This is a genomic window from Mycobacterium kyorinense (genome assembly GCF_001672775.1).
Classification (GTDB): Bacteria; Actinomycetota; Actinomycetes; order Mycobacteriales; family Mycobacteriaceae; genus Mycobacterium; species Mycobacterium kyorinense_A.
The window spans coordinates 1-21,364 of the sequence record NZ_LZKJ01000046.1; the positions used below are offsets into that span (position 1 = coordinate 1).

Sequence of the window (21,364 nt, forward strand, 5' to 3'; positions counted from 1 at the left end):
GGATCTGGGTGAAGTACGCCAGAAAAGCGATCAGCGAGCCGACCTGCATCTGGCCGTGGTCGATGCGCAGGCCGCCGAACCAGATCAGCGCGACGCTGGAGCAATTGATGGTCAGCGTCGTGAGCGGCAACATCAGCGCCTGCCAGTTTCCGGCGGCCTGCGCATCGACCACGGCCAGATGCAGGTCGGCTCGCTGATCGCTTTTCTGGCGTACTTCACCCAGATCCTGATGGCGGTACTGATGGCGACGACGCTGGTGATGGTATTGCCGCGGGCCTCGGTGTGCGCGGACCGAATCACCGAGGTATTGGCTACCCGTCCGGCGATCAGCAGCCCGTCGAATCCCGTCAGCCCGCCAGCAGATCTGCGCGGCGTGGTGCAGCTCGACCGGGCCACGTTCTGCTATCCCGGCGCGGATCGTCCAGTGCTGCAAGATATCTCGTTAATCGCGACGCCGGGTACCACGACCGCCATTGTCGGCAGCACCGGCTCGGGCAAGTCGACGCTGGTATCGCTGATCTGCCGGCTCTACGACGTCACCACCGGCTGCGTCCGAGTCGACGGTGTCGACGTGCGCGACCGCGACATCGAACAGTTGTGGGCCGGCATCGGTCTGGTGCCGCAGCGCGGCTACCTGTTCTCCGGCACTATCGCCGACAATCTTCGCCTTGGCGCAGCCCCGGGACAGCCGGTCACCGACGAACAGATGTGGGAAGCACTGCGGGTAGCCGCCGCCGACGAATTTGTCCGGGCCCACGACGATGGCTTGGCGATGCGAGTTGCCCAGGGCGGCATCAATTTTTCCGGCGGGCAACGCCAGCGGCTGGCGATCGCGCGCGCGGTGATTCGGCGCCCGGCCATCTACCTGTTCGACGACGCTTTCTCCGCCCTCGACGTGCACACCGATGCACGGGTGCGCGCGTCGCTACGCGAGATCGCCGCGGACGCCACGGTGATCGTCGTCGCGCAACGTATCTCCACCGTCACTCAGGCCGATCAGATCATCGTCGTCGACGACGGACGGGTGGTCGGCTCCGGTACGCACGAATCGCTGCTGGCCGACTGCGCGGCATACGCGGGCTTCGCGGAGTCGCAGTCGGTGTCGGCCGGCGCGGGAGATACCCGGTGATCGCCGCAATGGACCGACCGATGCGCGGTGTGGTGCAGGCGCCGACCGAGCGGTCCCGCGACTTTTGGAGTTCAGCCATCCGGCTGGTGAAACGCCTGGCGCCGCAACGCGGGCTGGCGTCGGCGGTCATCGCGCTGGGAATCTGCGGCACCGCGATCGGCGTGGTGGTTCCGCGGATTCTGGGCCACGCCACTGATCTGTTGTTCAACGGCGTGATCGGCCGACAGTTGCCGGCCGGTCTCACCAAGGCACAGGCCGTTGCGGCGGCCCGGGCGCGCGGCAACAACACCTTCGCCGATCTGCTGTCCGGGATGAATGTGGTCCCGGGGCAAGGGGTGGATTTCTCCGCGGTAGCCCACACGTTGGCGCTCGCGTTGGTCTTATATCTCATTGCGGGCGTGATGATCTGGGCGCAGGCGCGACTACTCAACGTCACGGTGCAGCGCACACTGCGGGGGCTGCGCTCCGACGTCGAGGCGAAGGTGCACCGGTTGCCGCTGGCGTACTTCGACGGTCGGCAGCGGGGCGAGGTGCTCAGCCGGGTCACCAACGACATCGACAATGTGCAGACTTCGCTGTCGATGACGATCACGCAGTTGCTGAGCGCGGTTTTGACCATCACGACGGTGCTGGTGATGATGCTGACCATCTCGCCGCTGCTGACCGGGATCATCCTGCTGACCGTGCCACTGTCACTGTTGGCCACTCGGGCGATCGCCCGCCGCTCGCAGCGGTTGTTCGTCGCCCAGTGGGCCAACACTGGCCGGCTCAATGCGCACATCGAGGAGACCTACAGCGGCTTCACACTGGTCAAGACCTTCGGCCACCGGGCCGAGGCCGAGGACCAGTTCCGCCGACACAACGACGAGGTGTACCAGACCAGTTTCGGCGCCCAGTTCTTCTCCGGGCTGGTGTCACCGGCCACGATGTTCATCGGCAACCTCAGTTATGTCGCGGTGGCGGTGATCGGCGGACTGCAGGTGGCGACCGGCCAGATCACCGTCGGCAGCATCCAGGCGTTCATCCAATACGTGCGCCAATTCAACTGGCCGCTCACCCAAGTGGCGGCGATGTACAACACGCTGCAGTCCGGAGTGGCCAGCGCCGAGCGGGTGTTCGATCTGCTCGACGAGCCCGAGGAAAGGCGCGACCACCCGACATCATTGCCGTCCCTTAATGGCCAAAGCCCCACCGGGCGGGTCGAATTCGAGCATGTGAGCTTTGCCTACCGCCCGGGCACACCGGTGATCGACGACCTGTCGTTCGTGGCCGAGCCCGGCAGCGCCGTGGCCATCGTCGGGGCGACGGGGGTGGGCAAGACCACGTTGGTGAACCTGTTGATGCGGTTCTACGACGTGGACTCCGGCCGGATCCTGATCGACGGTGTCGACATCACGTCGGTGAGCCGGCAATCGCTGCGATCCCGGATCGGCATGGTGCTGCAGGACACCTGGCTGTTCGGCGGGACGATCGCCGAGAACATCGCCTACGGCCGCCCGGGCGCCAGTCACGACGAGGTGATCGCGGCCGCCAAAGCGGCCTACGTCGACCGGTTCGTGCACACGTTGCCCGATGGCTACCAGACCCGGGTCAGCGACGACGGCGGCAACATCAGCGCCGGCGAGAAGCAGCTGATCACCATTGCGCGTGCGTTCCTGGCCCGACCGCAACTGCTGATCCTCGACGAGGCCACCAGTTCGGTGGATACGCGTACCGAGCTGCTGGTCCAGCACGCCATGCGTCAGCTTCGCCGCGGCCGGACGAGTTTCCTTATCGCTCATCGGCTTTCGACGATCCGCGACGCCGATGTCATCCTGGTGATGGAGTCGGGCAAGATCGTCGAGCGTGGCAACCACGCCGAGCTGATGGCGCGCCGCGGCGCCTACTACGAGATGACGCGGGCCTAGCGGCTCTTACAGCTCAGGGCCTTCCGCGCGGAGGTCGTCGACGGCCGACATGGCCTCACGCAGCTTGGCCAGCCAGTCCTCGGTGTGCTCGCCCACCAGCTTGACCGCCCACGCCAGCGCATCCGATCGTGACCGGGCCACCCCGGCGTCGACCAGGGTATCCAGCACCTGGCGCTCGGGTTGCTTGAGCCGGGTCATGACCGGAACCGCGATGTGAGTGAACAGGATCCGTTCGCCGGCGACCTCCACACCCCAGGAAACCTTGCGGCCGTAGCGATCCTGCGCCTCGTCGGCGATGTTCATGCGTTCGCCGCGGGTGTCTTCGCGGAACCGCGAGACGCGGCCCGAGGAACGAGCTTCGCTTTCTTGCGTATCGGGCGCTGCGGGCAGTTTGCCGATGACCGTGATTTCTTCGCGGTCGACGATGACCGTGGGGTCGCCGTCGAACCAGTCTTCGGGCAGGCGTCCGGCGAACCAGTCCGCGGCGTCGCCGGCGTCGGGTTGATTGGCCTGCTGCCAGCCGCCTGGGCGGCCGTAGCGCCGCCCGTGTACATGGTGATGTCGCATGCTTACATGATTACACCGTTACAAACTCAATGGCTAGGTTGTTTCACTGGCGGCGAACGGGGTCGGCTGCCCGCTCGGGACGCCGTGCCGAAAAGCCTGCCTACGCACCCGCCGGGATGCCGATGTCGATGAGCGAAAACCGTTGATATGGCGCGTCGGGAGTTGTAGCTTTAAGGGCGAAGCAGGTCCGGAAGTGGCTGATCCAAAGAGCCGGCGTAAGGGGTGACAGAGCCGGCCGCGCGGCATAAGAGAGACGCAACCCCAGTGCCCTCCGGGCCTGCCTCATGTCGTCCGGCGAGCGAAGTGTTACGCCCTGTCGTCAACGCCGTCGCCGCGGCGGGCCCGGTACAGCTTCACCTCGCCCTTGATGCCCTTGAGGTGGCGCGCCCCGGCAAATGACCAGCTGAAGCCGTTGCCGTCGCCGACCGCGGTCTGCACTGACTCGGCGACCAGGACAGCGCCCGCGCGCGCCACCCCGGTCACCCGGCTCGCCATATTCACCGGACTCCCGAACCAGTCACCAGCCCGGCTCACTGCCTGCCCGCAGGCGACACCCGCACGCAGTCGGGGCAGGCCTTCGTCGGTGTCGGTGACCTCGACCAGCTTCAGCACTGCGTCCAGCAGCGGAACCGGATCCGGGCACACCAGCATCACCGCGTCGCCGATGGTCTTGACGAACCGCACCGGCGGCACCGCCATGTCACGAGCCAGATCGGCCAGCCGGTTCGCGAGCTGCTCCAGATCCTCGGGCGGCACCGCCTCGCCCAGCCGGGTGAATCCCACGAGATCGGCAAAAGCCACCGTGACCTCTCGGGCGCCCGGCAGAGCACTACCCGCCGCGCGTTCACTAGCGTTGACGGCCTCGGTTTCCATCTGGTGCCGCAGGTGCATGAACAGCATGTCCTCGATCCACGGACCCAGCAGCGGCGCGATCTCGCCGACCAGCGCCTGAGATTTCTGGGCGATCTCCAGTTCGGTCGCACCGGGTCGCAGGATGGCCGCGAGCGCGGTATAGCGCATCACCTCGGCGGCGTGCGAAAGCCCCTCGGCGAGCACCCGAACGACTTGTACCAGGTGGTCTGGATCCAGGCCGGTCTCGAGGAACCGTTGCACATGGGCGGCGGCCTCGGCGTCGGCCCGCATGTGCACAGCCGCGTCGGGATCCTCGACCCTGGCCAACCCGATGGCACGTTGCACGCGCTGCAACAGATCAAGGTCGATGCCGTAGCGTTCGCTGATTTCCCGCGTCGAGACGTAGACGCCGTCGTCACCGACGACTCGCCGCGACGCCAGCAGCATGGGCGGATCGGCGGTCCTGATCTCGTCGACGGTGATCCCCTGGTCGAGCAGCCACTCGATCAGCTCGGCGCGCTCGCTGCGCGCGGTGCCGTCAAGACCGTCGAGCAGCGGCTCGATGTTGCGATCGGACACAGTGGCCAAGGTATCTCGGTAGCGGGTCATCATGTGAGGTGACGGGCGCTACCGGCTGTTGCCCTCCACCAGTCCGGCTCGCGCGATGCGGCAGGCCGACAACTCGCCTGGCAAGTGGTTGCCGCGTCATGACACCGGCGGGCGCCGATGCGCCCACGGCCGCGCGGCTTCGATCTGGGCGCTGAGCGAAAGCAGCGTCGCCTCGTCGTAGGGCCGGCCGATCAACTGGACCGACAACGGCAGGCCATCGCCGTCGAGATCCCACGGCACAGCGGCGGCCGGCTGACCAGTCAGGTTCCAGATCTCAAAGAACGGCACCCGGGCTGCAACCAGCAGCAGCGACGAAATCGCGCCGCGGCGCTGGTAGGCGCCGACACGCTGTGGCCCGGTGGCATTAGCAGGAGTGACGAGCACGTCGACGTCGTCAAAGATCGACTGGATGCGCGCGGCCAGCGCCGCCTCCCCGGCACGCACCGTCGCCATTCGCCGATCGGAGAACAAGCGCCCGATCCGCGCCATGTTGCGGGTGCGTGCCTCCAGGCGCTCCGGGTGGGGCAGCACCCGAAAGTCGTCGTAGATACCGCGGAAATAGCGCGGCAGGTAGTTGCCGGAGATAGCCGTCGGCGGGTAGTCGGGGTCACGGGCGACGACGTGGTGGCCCAAGTCGCGCAGCAAGGCGCCCGCCTGCTCGACCGCCGCCCGCTGCTGCTTGCCGCATCGCACCATCAACGGTGGTGGCACCTTGGTGCTCAACGCGATTCGCAGCCGGCCGGGTGACCGTGCCGCGGCCGCAACGAATCCCCCGTCGGGGCCCGGCACCGTCGTCGTCGCATCCAAAAACAGTGCGGCGTCGGTCACCGAACGCGCGATCGGGCCGCTGACACTCAGGCCGCACCAGGCGTCGTCGTGGGGCGCCAGCGAGACCCGGTCGCGCTGCGGTTTGATCCCGAAAACCCCGCACCAACTCGACGGGATGCGGATCGAGCCGCCGCCGTCGGAACCCAATGCCAGCGGGGCCAGCCCGGCGGCCACCGCTGCGCCGCTGCCGCCGCTACTGCCGCCCGGTGTGCGCGACACATCCCAGGGGTTGCGGGTGGCGCCGAACGTGACCGATTCGGTGTAGGGCATCATCATCAGCTCGGGCACCGCGGTCTTGCCGAGGATCACCGCACCGGCGGCGCGTAACGCTTGCACCACCTCGGCGTCATCAGCTACCGCCGGCCCATGTGCGCTGGTGCCGTAAGCCGTTGTCTGCCCGGCGATGTCGACGTCGTCTTTGATCGCGACCGGTACCCCGAGCAGCGGCAACCGGTCGCCGGCGTCGAGGCGGCTCTGCGCCGCGAGCGCCTCCTCGCGTGCGGTGGCAATCAGCACGGTGCGATACGACCGCAGCTGCGGGTCCAGTCGTGCGATGCGGTCGAGGTAGATCTCGAGGAGCGCGGGAGCGGTGACCGTGCCGGCAGCCAACATCCGGGCCTGCTCGGCCGCCCCGGCGAAGGCGAGCTCGCGAGGGTCCATGTGCAGGCAGACTACTTGTGTGGACGATTCGATGTTCGATTTGTTGACCGAGGATCAGCTGCGCGGGCGCAACACCATCAAGTGGAATTTCTTCGATGCGGATGTGTTGCCGCTGTGGATCGCCGAGATGGACTTCCCCACCGCACCGCCGGTGCGTGAGGCAGTCCGCGCGTGCGTTGACAACGAGGAGTTCGGCTACCCGCCGTTCGGCGAGGACGAACTGCCGCAGGCGACCGCCGATTGGTGCCGAGACCGCTACGGGTGGCAGGTGCAGGCCGATTCGGTTCGCGTCGTTCCCGATGTGCTCAAGGGAATGGAAGTCGTCGTCAATTTCCTCACCCGGCCGGAGAGCCCCGTGGTGTTGCCGGTGCCGGCCTACATGCCATTTTTCGACGTGCTGCGGGTCACCGGTCGGCAACGAGTGGAAATCCCGATGAATCAAGGGCTTTCGGGGCGATACGAGATGGATCTGGATGCGCTTGATGCCGCGTTCGCCAGCGGGGCCGGGTCGTTGATTCTGTGCAATCCCAACAATCCGCTGGGCACCGCGTTCACCGCCGATGAGCTGCGCGCCATCGTCGACATCGCAGCCGCCCACCACGCGCGCGTCATCGCCGACGAGATCCACGCGCCACTGGTTTACGGGCGACCGCATGTGGCCGCCGCCTCGGTTTCCGAGACGGCCGCTAACACCGTGGTCACGCTGCTGTCCGCATCCAAAGGGTGGAACCTGCCCGGGCTGATGTGCGCCCAGGTGGTGCTGTCCAATTCCCGTGACATCGACGAGTGGGACCGGGTCAACATGCTGCACAAGATGGGCGCCGCCACCGTCGGCATCCGCGCCAACATCGCTGCCTACGCTCACGGCGCGGCATGGTTGGACGAGCTGCTGGGCTACCTGCAGACCAATCGCGACCACCTGGCCCGCGCGCTGCCCGAATTGGTTCCCGGGGTGCGGATCAACGCGCCGGAGGCCACCTATATGTCGTGGGTGGATTTTCGCGCACTGAATCTGCCGGCTGAGCCTGCGGAGTACCTGTTGGCCAAGGCCAAAGTGGCGCTGTCCCCCGGCATCCCGTTCGGGCCCACGGCGAGCTCTGGCTTCGCCCGGCTGAACTTCGCGACGCCGCGGGCCATCCTGGATCGCGCGCTCGCGGCGATGGCCACCGCCTTGTCGGCGTGACCACTCGCTACCGTGGCCTTATGTCCTGTGTGTTCTGCGCGATCGTCGCCGGAGAAGCCCCGGCCATCCGCATCTACGAAAACGACGACTACCTGGCCATCCTCGACATCCGGCCATTCACGCGGGGCCACACGCTGGTGATACCCAAACGGCACACGGTCGATCTGACCGACACTCCGCCGGAGACCCTGGCCGACATGGTGACAATCGGACAGCGGATCGCCAAGGCGGCCCGCACCACCGAGTTGGCCGATGCCACCAACATCGCGATCAACGACGGACGCGCCGCCTTCCAGACCGTTTCCCACATCCACTTGCATGTGCTGCCGCGGCGCAACGGTGACAAACTGGCGGTGGCCAAGGGGATGCTGCTGCGCCGCGACTCCGACCGCGACGCCACCGGGCAGATCCTGCGTGACGCGCTGGCGCGAATCGACGCCCGGCAGTCAGACTGAAGAAATGGACATCTCCCGATTGGTCGAGCAGCAGTTCGGAGCGCGACTGCTGCGCGTCCACGACGCAATCTACAAAGGCACCAACGGCAGGATCGGACATCGGTTCCCTGGCATCCCACCGATGTTGCTGCTGCACACGATCGGCGCCAAGACCGGGAAACCGCGCACCACGTCGTTGAGCTATGCGCGTGACGGCGACTCGTATCTGATCGTCGCGTCGAAAGGCGGCGACCCCCGGTCGCCGGGCTGGTATCACAACCTCAAAGCCCACCCGAACGTCGAGATCAACGTCGGGCCACGGCGATTCGACGTGACGGCGCGGCCGGTATTGCCCGATGACCCGGACTATGCCCGGCTGTGGCAGATCGTCAACGACAACAACGCCGACCGCTACGAGGCCTACCAGCGCAAGACAACGCGGCCGATTCCGGTGATCGTGCTGACGCCTTAGCGCCGAGCGTGAAGCTGTTGCGAAGATTTTTGAGTTTTCTCGCAGCAGCTTCACATTCGGCGATGGTCGGCCCGCTTAGAACAGTTCCTTCGCCAGCAACTCCAGCGTGGTTTCCCGGCCTGGAGCGGTAGCCGGGTCGGTGCCGCGGCGGGCTGCGGCCACCGGGTTGACCATCACTTCGTCGACGTCGAACCGCTCAGCCAGCGCACGCACCTGTTCGGCCGCCTCGGCGGGTGTGCCGACGACCGCGCGCCGCAGGCCGCTGTCGACGATGTGCTGCTGTTGCGGTGTCAAAGTCGCGTTTTCAGCATCCTCGACCAGCTCCAGCGGCCCCAGCGGTTGGCCGGTGCGCAACCGCGCCATCATCTGCAGATTCGGCACCATCAATGCCATTGCCTCGTCGCGGGTTTCGGCGACCACGGCGTTGACGGTCAGAAACGTGATCGGCTCGGCGGCCAGCTCGCTGGGCACGAATTGCGACCGGTAGAGCGCCAGCGCCTCGTCGGTCCCCTTCCCGGAGAAGTGGTGAGCGAACACGTAGGGCAGCCCTTTGGCAGCGGCCAGCCGCGCCGAATACATCGACGAGCCCAGCAGCCACAGCCGTGGTTCGGTGGCTGCGGCCGGAGTGGCCTTGAGCAAATAGTCGCCGTCGCGCAGTTGCACCTGCACGCCGCGGCTGCTCATCATCGCCCGCACGTGGTCGAGATAGTCCGGGAACTGCTCGATATCCCGATCGTCGCGGCCGGCCGCGCCGCGCAGCATGACCGACGTCACCGGGTCGGAGCCAGGTGCCCGGCCGATGCCCAAATCGATGCGGCCAGGTGCCGCGGCTTCCAGCAGCGCGAACTGTTCGGCCACCGCAAGCGGCGCGTGATTCGGCAGCATCACACCGCCGGAGCCCAGCCGCAGCCGGGTGGTCTGCGCCGCGAGGTAGGCGATCAGCACCGGCGGGCTGGTGGCGCCTACTGACGGCATGTTGTGGTGTTCGGCGACCCAGTAGCGGGTGTAGCCCAGCCGGTCGGCGACCTGCGCCAGTCGTACCGTGGCCGCCAGCGCATCGGCGGTGGTCTGGTCAGTGCGCACCGGGACGAGGTCGAGGACAGAAAGCCGCATGTTGGCCTCAACGCCACCGGTCATCGGGATAGTCCGGCCAGCGCCGCCGCCCGGCTGAACACGTCGTCGAGCATCGCCGTGGTCAGCTTGCCGGTGAAGGTGTTCTGCTGGCTGGGGTGATAACAGCCCACCAGCGCCACCTCGCCGTGGGCGGCCCGCACTGTCGCGGTGGCGCCGTGACCGAACTTCGGTTGCGGCCGAGGAACCTGCCCGCCGCTTGAGCGGATCATGTCCAGCGCCGATCGCCAGCCGAAACCGCCCAGCGCGACGATGACCCGCACGTCGTCGCCGGTCAGCCGCCACTCGGCGGTCAGCCACGGCGCGCACGTCGCCCGCTCGGCGGGTGTGGGCGCGTTGGCCGGCGGCGCGCATCGGACTGCGGCCGCGATCCGGGTGCCGTGCAGCGTCAACCCGTCGGCGGCGTCCACACTGACCGGCGAGTTCGCCAGCCCGGCCCGATACAAGGCCGCGTACAGCACGTCGCCGGAGCGGTCGCCGGTGAACATCCGACCGGTCCGATTGGCGCCATTGGCGGCCGGAGCCAGCCCGACGATCATCACCCGCGGTCGCTCTGCGCCCCACCCCGGCACCGGCCTGCCCCAATACGGCTGATCGGCGAACGAGCGCCGTTTGGTGACCGCCGCCTGTTCACGCCACTCGACCAGGCGCGGGCAGGCCCGGCACACCGACACCTCCGCGTGGAGCTGGCCCGTCGTCTCCACGGCCTCGGCCATCGCCGCGACCTGGGCCGCCGCGGACGCCACCGCGGTGTGGGGAGTGGCGGGATCACCGGGCCAGCCGGTCCCGGGCGGCACCGGCGAATCGAAGAGAGCGCCGGTCCGTGGATGGGCGAGTCGGGCAAGGCTCACCCGTCTACTGTGCACGCCGAACGAACCCCAACGGCCGACCGGGGTCGGCGTTGTTTCCCCCTTCCCGTGAACGGCTAGTCACCGGGTCATGAATGCACTTCGCTCACCCGAGCGGTCCGCCCGCGACGTCGGCCCGTTGCTCGAAAGGCTGGCGCGGCACGTCGACGCTGCCGATGGCAGTCGGTACCGCCAGATCACCAATGCGATGACGGGCGAGCCGCTGGGCCGGGTGCCGCATTGCTCGGCAGCTGATGTCGCAGCCGCCGCATCGCGTGCCCGCGCCGTTCAACGGGACTGGGCGGCACGTCCGATCGGCGAGCGGGCGGCGGTGCTGCTGCGTTTCCATGACCTGGTGTTGGCACGCCAGGACGAGGTGCTCGACCTGCTCCAGTTGGAGAACGGCAAAGCGCGCCGGCACGCCTTCGAGGAGGTCATCGACGTCTGCCTGACTGCCCGTTATTACGCGCACACCGCCGAGGAGTACCTGAAGCCCAAACGGCGCCAGGGTGTGCAATTGGTGCTCACCGAAGTCTGGGAGCACCACCACCCGAAGGGGCTGGTCGGCATCATCTCGCCGTGGAACTATCCGCTGACCCTTGGCATCAGCGACGCAATTCCGGCGATCGTCGCCGGCAACGCGGTGTTGGCCAAACCCGATGACAGGACACCTTTTTCGGCGCTGTGGGCGGTCAGCCTGCTCGAGGAGGCCGGGATGCCGAAGGGTTTGGTCCAGCTGGTCACCGGGCCCGGATCGGAGTTGGGCACCCCGATCATCGAGCAGGCGGATTTCTTGATGTTCACCGGTTCCACCAGTACCGGACGCCATGTCGCCAAGCAGGCCGCCGAGCGACTCATCGACTGCTCGATGGAACTGGGCGGCAAAAACGCGCTGCTGGTCCTCGACGACGCCGACGTCTCGCGGGCGGCGGCCGGGGCGGTGCGGGCCGCGTTCTCCAACGCCGGCCAACTGTGCATTTCCATCGAGCGCATCTATGTGGCCAAGCCGCTGTGGGAGGACTTCGTCGGCGCGTTCGTCAAGGCCACCAAGGCGATGACATTGTCAGGTGCGCTGGACTATTCCGCCGACATGGGATCGCTGATCAGCGAGACGCAGCTGCAAACCGTCACCGATCACGTCAACGACGCGGTGGCCAAGGGCGCCACCGCGCTGGCGGGTGGACGAGCCCGGCCCGACATCGGCCCCTACTTCTACGAGCCCACCATCCTGACCGATGTGCGCGAGGGCATGGATGCCTTCGCCGACGAGACCTTTGGGCCCGTGGTCTCGCTTTACCCGGTCGAGTCAGAGCGCGAGGCCATCGACAAGGCCAACGACAGCGACTTCGGATTGAACTTCGCGGTGTGGACCAACGATGCGGCCCGGGGCCGGCGGGTGGCCGCGCAACTGCAGGCCGGCACGGTGAACGTCAACGGGGCATATGCCGCGGCCTGGGCGTCGGTCGACGCCCCGATGGGCGGCATGAAGGACTCCGGCATCGGACGGCGGCACGGCGAGCACGGGATCCTCAAATACACCGAGTCCCAGACCATCGCCACCGAACGCCTGCTGCCCGTGGGCGCCCCGACCTGGGCGCGGGCCGACCGGTATGCGCGGGTGATGACCACCGGTCTGCGGTTGCTGCGCCGGTTGCCCGGGGTGAAATAGGGCGGGGTCCGTAGGATCGCCTGCGTGGGTGCCGATGTGCTGGCGGGCTTGATCGCCGAGTTGCCGGACGGGATGGTGATCACCGATCCCGCCATTACCGAGGGCTATCGGCAAGACCGCGCGTTCGACCCGTCGGCGGGCAAACCGCTGGCGGTGGTGCGACCGCGCCGCACCGAAGAGGTGCAGATCGTCATGCGCTGGGCCGGCGAGCACCGCGTTCCGGTGGTCACCCGCGGCGCCGGCACCGGCTTGTCCGGCGGGGCCACCGCCGTCGACGACGGAATCGTGTTGTCGACGGAGAAGATGCGCGACATCGTCGTCGACCCGGTCACCCGGACCGCGGTGTGCCAGCCCGGTTTGCTCAACGCCGAGGTGAAAAAGACCGTCGCCGAGTACGGGCTGTGGTATCCGCCCGACCCGTCGTCCTACGAAATCTGCAGCATCGGCGGCAATATCGCGACCAACGCCGGCGGGCTGTGCTGCGTGAAATACGGGGTCACCACCGACTATGTGCTCGGGGTGCAGGTGGTGTTGGCCGACGGTACCGCGGTGCGGCTGGGCGGTCCGCGGCTCAAAGACGTCGCCGGGCTTTCGCTGACCAAGCTGTTCGTCGGCAGCGAAGGCACCCTGGGAGTGATCACCGAGGTGACGCTGCGGCTGGTTCCGCCGCAGCAGCCGTCGTGTGTGGTGGTGGCGAATTTCGCGTCGGTGGAGGCCGCCGCCCAGGCCGTGCTAGCGGTCAGTGGGCGGATCCGGCCCGCGATGCTGGAGTTCATGGACTCCGTGGCGATCAACGCCGTGGAGGACAAGCTGCGGATGGGGCTGGACCGCGGTGCGGCCGCGATGCTGCTGGCGGGCTCCGATGAACGCGGCCGCGCGGGCTGCGAGGACGCCGAGTTCATGGCCGGCGTGTTCACCGAACACGGTGCCTCCGAAGTGTTTTCCACTGACGACCCGGAGGAGGGCGAGGCGTTCGTCGCGGCCCGCCGGTTCGCGATTCCGGCGGTCGAGGCCAAAGGGCCGCTGCTGCTCGAAGACGTCGGTGTCCCGCTGCCGGCATTGGCCGACCTGGTCGGCGGGATCGCCCGGATCGCCGCCGAGCGCGAGCTGATGATCTCGGTGATCGCGCACGCCGGCGACGGCAACACCCATCCGCTGATCGTCTACGACCCCGCCGATCCGGCGATGACCGAGCGGGCGCAGTTGGCCTACGGGGAAATCATGGACCTGGCCACCCGGCTGGGCGGCACGATCACCGGTGAGCACGGTGTCGGCCGGTTGAAGCGGCCTTGGCTGGCTGATTATCTGGGCCCCGAAGCGATGGCGCTGAACCGTCGCATCAAAGATGCGCTGGACCCGCACGGCATTTTGAACCCCGGCGCCGGGGTATGACGGCGCCGGCGCGGTCCTGGTGGGGCTGGGGCGCCGCCGCCGACGCGCTGTCGCCGTCCGAGTCCGCCGACCTGGTTGCCCGGACCGCGGCGATGTTGCCCGGGCATGACTTCACCGATCATCCCCCACCCGACCCGGCGACGCTCGGTGTCGCCGCGGCCCGGGTCCATCCACCGGGTGCGCTGGCGGCGCTCTGCAGCGACGATCCCGTCGACCGGTTGTCCCATGCCCGGGGCAAGGCGTTTCGGGACGTGGTGCGCAACTTGCTCGGCCGCCTCGATCATGTACCGGACCTCGTCGCCCGGCCGCGGGTCGAGCAAGATGTGGTCGACCTGCTGGACTGGTGCTCGACCACCGGCACACCCGTAATCCCTTACGGCGGCGGCAGTTCGGTGGTCGGCGGCGTCGAGCCCCGGTTCGACGGTGCGGCGGTCTCGCTGGATCTCGGCCATCTCGACGGCGTCCTGGACATCGACCCGGTCAGTCGCACCGCGCGGATCCAAGCCGGCAGCTACGGTCCCGCGCTAGAGGACGCACTTCGCCCGCACGCGCTGACGTTGCGGCACTACCCGCAGTCGTTCGCCTACTCCACGCTGGGCGGCTGGTTGGCCACCCGCTCAGGCGGACACTTCGCCACGCTCTACACCCACATCGACGACCTCACCGAGTCGATGCGAATCATTACCCCGTCCGGCGTCGTCGAATCGCGGCGGTTGCCCGGCTCGGGCGCCGGCCCCTCGCCGGACCGGATGTTCCTCGGCTCCGAAGGGATCCTCGGCGTCATCACCGAAGCGTCGATGCGCCTCCAGCACCGGCCCCGTTGGCAGGTCACCGCGTCGATCGCATTCGAGCAGTACGAGCAGGCGGTCGCGGCCACGCGGTCGATCGCCCAAGCCGGGCTCTACCCGTCGAACTGCCGGTTGCTCGACCCCGCCGAGTCCTTCATCAACGCCGGCGTCGCCGTCGGCGGAGGCCTGCTGCTGGTCGCGTTCGAGTCGGCGGATCATCCTGTGGACGTCTGGCTGGACCGCGCGGTGGAACTCGCCGTCGAGCACGGCGGCAGCGTCACCGCGCGGCGCAGCAAAGATGCCGAGCCTGGCGACTCAGCGTCGGCGTGGCGTTCGGCCTTCCTGCGGATGCCTTACCAGCGCGACGCGCTGGCCCGTCGCTCGATGATTGTGGAAACGTTCGAGACTGCCTGCACCTGGGACGGTTTCGAGTCGCTGCATCAGGCCGTCACCGCCGCGGCCAACGCCGCGATCGCCGAGGTGTGCGGCGCCGGGCTGGTGACCTGCCGGTTCACCCACGTCTACCCCGACGGGCCCGCGCCCTATTACGGCATCTATGCCGCCGGCCGCTGGGGCAGCACCGTCGCCCAGTGGGACGACATCAAGGCCGCCGTCTCGCAAGCCATCCTCGACAACGGCGGCACGATCACCCACCACCACGCCGTCGGCCGCGATCACCGGCCCTGGTATGACGGGCAGCGCCCCGATCCGTTCGCGGCCGCCCTCACCGCGGCAAAAGCCGCGCTGGACCCCGCCGGAATCCTGAACCCGGGCGTGCTGCTCCCCCCCAAGGGTTGACACACACTGCGCGTTGTCGTACCAATGAGACATGACAGCTACATTGTCTCATCAGCCACGGTTCGAGTTGGCCACCGCGGCGACGTGGCCGAACCCCTGGCCGATGTACCAAGCGCTGCGCGATCACGATCCGGTGCACCACGTCGTTCCGGACGGCAGACCCGACGACGACTACTACGTACTGTCCCGGCACGCCGATATCTGGGCCGCCGCCCGCGACCATGAGACCTTCTCCTCCGCGCAAGGTTTGACCGTCAACTACGGCGAACTGGAAATGATTGGGCTGCAGGACAACCCGCCGATGGTGATGCAGGATCCCCCGGTACACACCGAGTTTCGCAAGCTGGTGTCGCGCGGCTTCACACCTCGGCAGGTCGAGGCGGTGGAACCCAAGGTGCGCGAGTTCGTCGTGCAGCGCCTCGAGCGGTTACGCGCCAACGGCGGCGGCGACATCGCCGCGGAGTTGTTCAAACCGTTGCCATCGATGGTCGTCGCCCACTACCTGGGTGTTCCCGAAGAAGACCGGACCCAGTTCGACGGCTGGACTCAGGCCATCGTCGCGGCGAGCACTTCCGACGGTGGGGTGGCCACTGCCGGTGACGCGGTGGGTTCGATGATGGCGTACTTCTCCGAGCTGATCGAGCGGCGCCGGTCCGAACCCGAGGACGACACCATTTCGCATCTGGTGGCGGCGGGGGTCGGCGCCGACGGCGACATCGCCGGCACCCTGTCCGTGCTCGCATTCACCTTCACGATGGTCACCGGCGGCAACGACACCACCACCGGAATGCTCGGCGGCTCAACCCAATTGCTGCATCAGCGGCCTGATCAGCGACAGCTGCTCGTCGACAATCCCGAGCTGATTGCGGATGCGGTGGACGAACTACTGCGGTTGACGTCCCCGGTGCAGGGCTTGGCCCGCACCACGACCCGCGACGTGACGATCGGCGGCACGACGGTGCCGGCCGGCCGTAAGGTCCTGCTGCTCTACGGATCGGGCAACCGCGACGAGCGCCAGTACGGGCCGGACGCCGGTGAGCTCGATGTGCGCCGGTGTCCGCGCAACATTCTGACGTTCAGTCACGGCGCCCACCACTGCCTGGGCGCGGCGGCGGCCCGCATGCAATCGAGGGTGGCATTGACCGAATTGCTGGCCCGCTGTCCGGATTTCGACGTCGACGAGTCCGGCATCGTGTGGTCCGGAGGGAGTTACGTGCGGCGCCCGCTGTCGGTACCGTTCCGGATCAGGTCGTGATGGCGGGCAACGACTGGCTGGCCGGCCGCCGCAGCGAGGTGGCTGCCGACAAGATCCTCGACGCCGCCGAGGAACTTTTCACCAGCCAAGACCCCGCATCGGTCGGCATGAACGAGATCGCCAAGGCCGCAGGCTGTTCCCGCGCAACGCTATACCGCTACTTCGAGAACCGCGACGCGCTGCGTTCGGCGTACGTGCACCGCGAGACCTATCGGCTCCATCACGCGATCAACAAGCACATCAGCGACGTCGACGACCCGCGCGAACGACTGGTCGCCGGCATCACCACCACGTTGCGCCTGGTTCGCGAAAGTCCCGCGCTGGCCGCCTGGTTCGCGGCTACCCAGCCGCCGCTGGGCGGCGAGATGGCCGAGCGGTCCGACGTGATCACCGGGCTGGCTGCAGCGTTCGTCACCTCGTTGGGCGCCGACGCTTCCGGGGCCACCGAACGCCGTGCGCGCTGGCTGGTGCGGGTGATCACGTCGCTGCTGATCTTTCCGGGCCGCGACGACACCGACGAACAGGCGATGATCGAGGAGTTCGTCGTCCCGATCATGGCGCCCACGGCTCATTCCATCGAACGTCCGACCATCCAATAAGCCCGCGACGCAATCGATTTGCGCGGGATACCGAAGTCCTCGCGGAGCACCTTGACGACCGACCTGGTGGTGCGGGAGTCGCAGGCAACCCAACCGAAGTGCGCGCTGGCGTCGAAAGCCGCCGACCGCACCGTTTGCACCAACGCCTCCCCCGCGTTCTTGCGGTCCACCCAGTTGACGTCGGCACTACGTGCCACCGGCAAGTCCTTGTCGTCGTCGTACCCCGCTTCGAGGAACACCTGCGCCGGCGCGTCTCCGATCGCTTTCAGCAGCGAGTTGATCGCCGGCAAGGACGCTGTGTCTCCGACGATGACGTACCCCGCTGGGGGCGGCTCCGGGATCGCGAACTTGCTGCCCATCACGGTCGCCTCGATGGTGTCGCCGGGCTCGGCAGTCCGCGCCCACTGCGACGCGATCCCGCCGTGCAGCGCGAACTCGATGTCCACCGTATCGGCGGCCGGGTCGGGGTCGACCAGCGTATAGCCGCGCTGGTGGGCTTTGCCGCGGTCGGCGAACCACATGCGGATCCACATCGTCGGATGTAGGGACTGGTCGGCGAGCATGCCGCCGGCGTCGAAGCTCAGCCGCAGGTAGTGCGGGCTGATCTCACGCTTGCCGGTCACGGTCAGCCGATAGTCACCGGCGCCCATCAACTTCAGCACCGCACCCGCGAAACCACGGGACCCCTTCTGATCGGCCATTCGCCTCAACGTCCCTTCGGTAGTGACTTAGGCGAGCCTATCCTATTATCAAGCAGTCAGCGGCGCACTCGGGTAAACCGATGCAACAGCCAGGCCAGCGGAATGGTGATCACCAGCGTCGCCAGGAACAGGTTGACCGCGGAACCGGTGTAGATCGGATAGCGCACGATTTCGACCATCGCGATCTCCATCGTCACCAGGTGGATCAAAAAGATCTCGTAGGAGATCTCGCCCAGCCACACCATCGGACGGCTCGCCAATAGCGCGCTGTACCAGCCCCGGTCGCCCAGCGCCAACGGCGCGACCGCCAGCGTGGCGATGGCCGCATAAAACCCCGCCTTGACCAGCGCCTCGGTCAGTCCCTGCGGTGATGTGGTCGGTGCGCCGGCGATCGGCGTGGAGACGATGAAGTAGCTGATCACCGCCAGCGGTATCGCGACCACGGCGTAGCAGCGCGCACCCATCGCCTGCAGCACGGCCAGCACCATGCCGCCGATGAACCAGGCCAGGTAGCTGGGCAGCCACAGCCGGGCCCCGTTGGGCACCGAGGTGGCGGCATGCACGAAGGCCAACCACGCCGGGGTGATCAACGCCAGCGCCGCAAGCGCGACCAGCAATCGCACCGGCTGCCATCGCCGTTTGCATATCACCACCAACAGCAGGTAGGCCAGCAGCGGGAGGACCGCATAAAACGCGACTTCCACTGCCAAGCTCCACATTTGGGTGAGGCCCTGATGCAGGTAGGACATCAGGTAGTTGCCCGTGTAGATCTGTGTCAACGTGAGGTTGCGAAACAGCCCAAGCCACGTGTGGCCGGGGTTGGGGCCGGCGGTTCGGAACTGATAGACCAGATAGGCGGCCAGCACCGCGACGATGTAGGCGGGCATGATGCGCCGAACCCGATGCCACGCATAACGACTCACCGACGGTGCGGGTGCACCAGTGACGGCCGACTGCACCCAGGGACGAAACAGCAGGAAGCCGGACAGCACGAAGAAGATCGGCACACCGATCTCCATCCGTGAACCGACCAAACCGAAATAGCCGTGGACGTACTTTCCGGTGGTGTAGGCCGCGTGAGTGCCAACTACGAGCAATGCGGCGACCGCGCGGATACCGGTAAGGGATGCGACCCGGTCCGGCCCGGAGGTCTGTTCGAGCCCGCCCTGGGCGGTGGTGGGTTCTGAAACGGTCATCCGGTCTTTTTCCGGCGGGTTTTGCCGGCGCTGGGCTTGCGGTCGGGCCGCAGATTGATGAGCACCCCCGAAATACGGGTGCGTTCAAGGGCTTTGAGTGTTGCCCGGGGCAAGTTCGGGGGAAGCTCTACCAGGGAGTAGTCCGGCCCGATCGTGATGTGGCCGAAATCGCTGCGGTGCAGTCCGCCTTCGTTGGCGATGGCGCCCACGATGGCGCCAGGGCCGACTTTGTGCCGCTTGCCCACCGCGATGCGATAGGTGGCGAATCCCTCCTTCGGACCCTGGCCCCGTTTGGCTTTGGCCGGCCGGTCCCGATGTTCTTTTGCGCGTCGCTCAGGTGGTGGCTCGGGAGCCATCAGGAATGCATCGCCGTCGCGTGACTGCAGCGCCAGCGCCGCTGCGATGTCGGCCATCGGGACGTCGTGTTCGCGTTCGTAATCCTCGACCATACTGCGGAACAACTCGATTCCCGGCGAGCCAAGCGTGTCGGTGATGGAGTCGGCGAACTTCGCCACCCGCTGCGCGTTGACGTCTTCGACGGTGGGTAGTTCGGCTTCGGCAAGTTTTTGCCTGGTTGCCTTCTCAATCGCCTTGAGCAGGTGGCGCTCCCGCGGGGAGACGAACAGCAACGCCGCACCCGACCGGCCGGCCCTTCCGGTGCGCCCGATCCGATGCACGTAAGACTCGGTGTCATGCGGGATGTCGTAGTTGAGCACATGCGAGATGCGCTCCACATCCAATCCGCGGGCGGCCACATCGGTGGCGACCAGAATGTCGAGGCCGCCGTCGCGCAGCGCGGTGATGGTTCGCTCGCGCTGAGCCTGCGGAATGTCGCCGTTGATGGCGGCAGCGGAAAACCCTCGGGCACGGAGCTTTTCGGCAACTTCCTCGGTGGCCTGCTTGGTGCGGACGAAGACGATCATCGCCTCGAACGGCTCCACCTCGAGAACCCGAGTCAGCGCGTCCATCTTGCGAGGTCCGGCGACCTGGATGTAACGCTGCGAAATATTCTCTGCCGTCGCAGTTTTGGTTTCGACGGTAACCTCGAGCGGCTCATGCAGGTACTTGGCCGTCAGTTTGCGGATCGCCGGCGGCATCGTCGCCGAGAACAGCGCGACCTGCTTGTATTCCGGGGTCTCCGACAAGATGCGCTCGACATCTTCGGCGAACCCCATGGTGAGCATCTCGTCGGCCTCGTCGAGCACCAGGTAGTCGACTCGGGACAAATCCAGCGTTCCCCGTTCCAGATGGTCGATGACTCGGCCCGGGGTGCCGACGACGACCTGTGCGCCGCGTTTGAGTCCGGCCAGCTGCACCGCATAGGACGACCCGCCATAGATCGGCAACACATTGATCCGCGGCAGATGCGCGCCGTAACGGCTGAAGGCCTCGGCCACTTGCAGTGCAAGTTCGCGGGTCGGGGCCAGCACCAGCGCCTGGGTCGCTTTGCTGCTGGTGTCGATCTTGGACAGGATCGGAATCGCGAAGGCAGCCGTTTTGCCGGTGCCGGTCTGCGCCAGGCCCACCACGTCGGAGCCCGCCAGCAGCGCCGGGATCGTGGCGGCCTGGATCGCCGAGGGGGACTCGTAGCCGACGTCGACGACGGCCTGCAGCACCGAGGGGTGGATCTGCAGGTCGGCAAACGTCGTCGTCGCGCTGTTTGGGGAGGTCATCGGACCTGCAGTCTAGTGGTCGCGAGGCGCCGAGTTCGTTCTCAGCCGTGCCTGCCACGCCCGCATGTCTCATAGCGGTACGGTGCAGCGTTGTGTGTAGGCATGCCGGAGGTGTCGTGGTTGCGGTATTCGCCGCAGTGCTGGCCGGTTGCGGTCCGGGCGACTCGACGGTCTCCAAGACGCCGCAGGCGTCGACGCCGCAGGTGAGCGCACCCGTCGGGAAGCCCGGGGCTCCGGCCCCGACCGTCCCGACCACCTCCGCCGGGCCCGCCGACCCGTGCGCGATCGATCTCGCGGATCCCGCGATCGCCCGGGCGGTCTCCGAGTTGCCTCGCGACCCGCGCAGCCAGCAGCCCTGGAACCCCGAACCGCTGGCGGGCAACTACAACGAGTGTGCCCAACTGTCCGCGGTGATCGTCAAGGCCAATACGAACGCCGCCAATCCCAATACCCGAGCGGTGATGTTCCATCTCGGCAAATACATTCCGCAAGGGGTACCCGACACGTTCGGGTTCAACGGCGTGGACACTGCGCAAAGCACGGGTGACACCGTGGCGCTGACATACGCCAGCGGCATCAACGGCTTGACCAGCGTGGTGAAGTTCCGCTGGAACGGCAACGGGGTGGAGTTGATCGGCAACACCCCCGCCGGCTGACACCCCTTTTCTCTCGC

General features: G+C 67.2%; 19 protein-coding genes and 1 pseudogene. 11 read left to right on the plus strand and 9 right to left on the minus strand.

Features of this window, described 5'->3' with window-relative positions:
* Positions 1-133, minus strand: a 133-nt coding sequence (locus tag A5707_RS23020) for an ABC transporter transmembrane domain-containing protein (protein WP_419866385.1), incomplete at its 3' end; no start/stop codon positions are given.
* Positions 134-151: 18 nt separating this feature from the next.
* Between A5707_RS23020 and A5707_RS03890 the strand changes: the two are divergent.
* Both A5707_RS03890 and A5707_RS03895 read left to right on the plus strand, forming a co-directional pair.
* A pseudogene (locus tag A5707_RS03890) lies at positions 152-1,129 on the plus strand (ABC transporter ATP-binding protein); the annotation flags it as partial.
* An 8-nt stretch (positions 1,130-1,137) separates the two neighbouring features.
* Positions 1,138-3,036 carry an ABC transporter ATP-binding protein gene (locus A5707_RS03895; RefSeq protein ID WP_065013253.1) on the plus strand — a complete coding sequence of 633 codons (1,899 nt, stop codon included), beginning with the start codon at positions 1,138-1,140 and terminating at the stop codon, positions 3,034-3,036.
* A 6-nt stretch (positions 3,037-3,042) separates the two neighbouring features.
* Here A5707_RS03895 and A5707_RS03900 read toward each other — a convergent pair whose 3' ends face one another.
* The 3 genes from A5707_RS03900 to A5707_RS03910 all read right to left on the minus strand — a co-directional run bounded on the left by A5707_RS03900 (position 3,043) and on the right by A5707_RS03910 (position 6,552).
* Positions 3,043-3,603 carry a hypothetical protein gene (locus A5707_RS03900; RefSeq protein WP_065013209.1) on the minus strand — a complete coding sequence of 187 codons (561 nt, stop codon included), beginning with the start codon at positions 3,601-3,603 and terminating at the stop codon, positions 3,043-3,045.
* Between the two features lie 306 nt (positions 3,604-3,909).
* Positions 3,910-5,034: an adenylate/guanylate cyclase domain-containing protein gene (locus tag A5707_RS03905; protein ID WP_232000620.1), complete on the minus strand. Its 1,125-nt coding sequence runs from the start codon at positions 5,032-5,034 to the stop codon at positions 3,910-3,912.
* Positions 5,035-5,160: 126 nt separating this feature from the next.
* On the minus strand, positions 5,161-6,552 hold the full coding sequence (locus A5707_RS03910) for an amidase (protein WP_065013211.1): 1,392 nt from the start codon (positions 6,550-6,552) through the stop codon (positions 5,161-5,163).
* 19 nt (positions 6,553-6,571) lie between these two features.
* Between A5707_RS03910 and A5707_RS03915 the strand changes: the two genes are divergently transcribed.
* The 3 genes from A5707_RS03915 to A5707_RS03925 are packed head-to-tail and all read left to right on the plus strand — an operon-like array spanning position 6,572 to position 8,641.
* A complete protein-coding gene (locus A5707_RS03915) occupies positions 6,572-7,735 on the plus strand; it encodes a MalY/PatB family protein (RefSeq protein WP_082969235.1) in 1,164 nt (387 codons plus the stop codon).
* A gap of 20 nt (positions 7,736-7,755) precedes the next feature.
* Positions 7,756-8,190, plus strand: coding sequence for an HIT family protein (locus tag A5707_RS03920; RefSeq protein WP_065013212.1), 435 nt, complete (start codon positions 7,756-7,758; stop codon positions 8,188-8,190).
* Positions 8,191-8,194: 4 nt separating this feature from the next.
* Positions 8,195-8,641 (plus strand): nitroreductase family deazaflavin-dependent oxidoreductase, encoded by a 447-nt coding sequence (locus A5707_RS03925; RefSeq protein WP_082969236.1) that lies wholly within the window; start codon positions 8,195-8,197, stop codon positions 8,639-8,641.
* A 75-nt stretch (positions 8,642-8,716) separates the two neighbouring features.
* Here the strand turns inward: A5707_RS03925 and A5707_RS03930 are convergent, their stop codons facing one another.
* Both A5707_RS03930 and A5707_RS03935 read right to left on the minus strand, forming a co-directional pair.
* A complete protein-coding gene (locus tag A5707_RS03930) occupies positions 8,717-9,754 on the minus strand; it encodes an LLM class flavin-dependent oxidoreductase (protein WP_065013256.1) in 1,038 nt (345 codons plus the stop codon).
* A 20-nt stretch (positions 9,755-9,774) separates the two neighbouring features.
* Positions 9,775-10,623 (minus strand): uracil-DNA glycosylase, encoded by an 849-nt coding sequence (locus tag A5707_RS03935; RefSeq protein WP_065013213.1) that lies wholly within the window; start codon positions 10,621-10,623, stop codon positions 9,775-9,777.
* Between the two features lie 88 nt (positions 10,624-10,711).
* Between A5707_RS03935 and A5707_RS03940 the strand changes: the two genes are divergently transcribed.
* The 5 genes from A5707_RS03940 to A5707_RS03960 are packed head-to-tail and all read left to right on the plus strand — an operon-like array spanning position 10,712 to position 17,121.
* On the plus strand, positions 10,712-12,289 hold the full coding sequence (locus tag A5707_RS03940; RefSeq protein WP_065013214.1) for a succinic semialdehyde dehydrogenase: 1,578 nt from the start codon (positions 10,712-10,714) through the stop codon (positions 12,287-12,289).
* Positions 12,290-12,313: 24 nt separating this feature from the next.
* Positions 12,314-13,681 carry an FAD-binding oxidoreductase gene (locus A5707_RS03945; RefSeq protein WP_065013215.1) on the plus strand — a complete coding sequence of 456 codons (1,368 nt, stop codon included), beginning with the start codon at positions 12,314-12,316 and terminating at the stop codon, positions 13,679-13,681.
* Positions 13,678-15,267, plus strand: coding sequence for an FAD-binding oxidoreductase (locus A5707_RS03950; protein WP_065013216.1), 1,590 nt, complete (start codon positions 13,678-13,680; stop codon positions 15,265-15,267). Before A5707_RS03945 ends, A5707_RS03950 begins: the two co-directional genes overlap by 4 nt.
* Positions 15,268-15,298: 31 nt before the next feature.
* Positions 15,299-16,522: a cytochrome P450 gene (locus A5707_RS03955; protein ID WP_065013217.1), complete on the plus strand. Its 1,224-nt coding sequence runs from the start codon at positions 15,299-15,301 to the stop codon at positions 16,520-16,522.
* Positions 16,522-17,121 (plus strand): TetR/AcrR family transcriptional regulator, encoded by a 600-nt coding sequence (locus tag A5707_RS03960; protein ID WP_065013218.1) that lies wholly within the window; start codon positions 16,522-16,524, stop codon positions 17,119-17,121. Before A5707_RS03955 ends, A5707_RS03960 begins: the two co-directional genes overlap by 1 nt.
* On the opposite strand, the gene A5707_RS03965 is transcribed toward A5707_RS03960, so the two are convergent.
* The 3 genes from A5707_RS03965 to A5707_RS03975 are packed head-to-tail and all read right to left on the minus strand — an operon-like array spanning position 17,091 to position 20,691.
* On the minus strand, positions 17,091-17,822 hold the full coding sequence (locus A5707_RS03965) for a siderophore-interacting protein (RefSeq protein ID WP_065013219.1): 732 nt from the start codon (positions 17,820-17,822) through the stop codon (positions 17,091-17,093). The genes A5707_RS03960 and A5707_RS03965 overlap by 31 nt on opposite strands.
* 56 nt (positions 17,823-17,878) lie before the next feature.
* A complete protein-coding gene (locus A5707_RS03970; RefSeq protein ID WP_065013220.1) occupies positions 17,879-19,018 on the minus strand; it encodes an acyltransferase family protein in 1,140 nt (379 codons plus the stop codon).
* Positions 19,015-20,691: a DEAD/DEAH box helicase gene (locus tag A5707_RS03975; RefSeq protein WP_065013221.1), complete on the minus strand. Its 1,677-nt coding sequence runs from the start codon at positions 20,689-20,691 to the stop codon at positions 19,015-19,017. Before A5707_RS03975 ends, A5707_RS03970 begins: the two co-directional genes overlap by 4 nt.
* Before the next feature lie 71 nt (positions 20,692-20,762).
* Here A5707_RS03975 and A5707_RS03980 point away from each other — a divergent pair, with 71 nt between their 5' ends.
* Entirely contained in the window at positions 20,763-21,347 is a 585-nt protein-coding gene (locus A5707_RS03980; protein ID WP_065013257.1) for an LppP/LprE family lipoprotein, read from the plus strand.
* Positions 21,348-21,364 lie beyond the last annotated feature (17 nt).

Excerpts from the sequence above, each read along its gene's own strand:
- A5707_RS03955 (WP_065013217.1), top strand. The coding sequence starts at position 15,299 with ATGACAGCTACATTGTCTCATCAGCCACGGTTCGAGTTGGCCACCGCG.
- A5707_RS03940 (WP_065013214.1), top strand. The coding sequence starts at position 10,712 with ATGAATGCACTTCGCTCACCCGAGCGGTCCGCCCGCGACGTCGGCCCG.
- A5707_RS03965 (WP_065013219.1), bottom strand. The coding sequence starts at position 17,822 with ATGGCCGATCAGAAGGGGTCCCGTGGTTTCGCGGGTGCGGTGCTGAAG.
- A5707_RS03895 (WP_065013253.1), top strand. The coding sequence starts at position 1,138 with ATGGACCGACCGATGCGCGGTGTGGTGCAGGCGCCGACCGAGCGGTCC.
- A5707_RS03910 (WP_065013211.1), bottom strand. The coding sequence starts at position 6,552 with ATGGACCCTCGCGAGCTCGCCTTCGCCGGGGCGGCCGAGCAGGCCCGG.
- A5707_RS03970 (WP_065013220.1), bottom strand. The coding sequence starts at position 19,018 with ATGACCGTTTCAGAACCCACCACCGCCCAGGGCGGGCTCGAACAGACC.
- A5707_RS03925 (WP_082969236.1), top strand. The coding sequence starts at position 8,195 with ATGGACATCTCCCGATTGGTCGAGCAGCAGTTCGGAGCGCGACTGCTG.
- A5707_RS03960 (WP_065013218.1), top strand. The coding sequence starts at position 16,522 with ATGGCGGGCAACGACTGGCTGGCCGGCCGCCGCAGCGAGGTGGCTGCC.
- A5707_RS03900 (WP_065013209.1), bottom strand. The coding sequence starts at position 3,603 with ATGCGACATCACCATGTACACGGGCGGCGCTACGGCCGCCCAGGCGGC.
- A5707_RS03950 (WP_065013216.1), top strand. The coding sequence starts at position 13,678 with ATGACGGCGCCGGCGCGGTCCTGGTGGGGCTGGGGCGCCGCCGCCGAC.
- A5707_RS03920 (WP_065013212.1), top strand. The coding sequence starts at position 7,756 with ATGTCCTGTGTGTTCTGCGCGATCGTCGCCGGAGAAGCCCCGGCCATC.
- A5707_RS03975 (WP_065013221.1), bottom strand. The coding sequence starts at position 20,691 with ATGACCTCCCCAAACAGCGCGACGACGACGTTTGCCGACCTGCAGATC.
- A5707_RS03930 (WP_065013256.1), bottom strand. The coding sequence starts at position 9,754 with ATGCGGCTTTCTGTCCTCGACCTCGTCCCGGTGCGCACTGACCAGACC.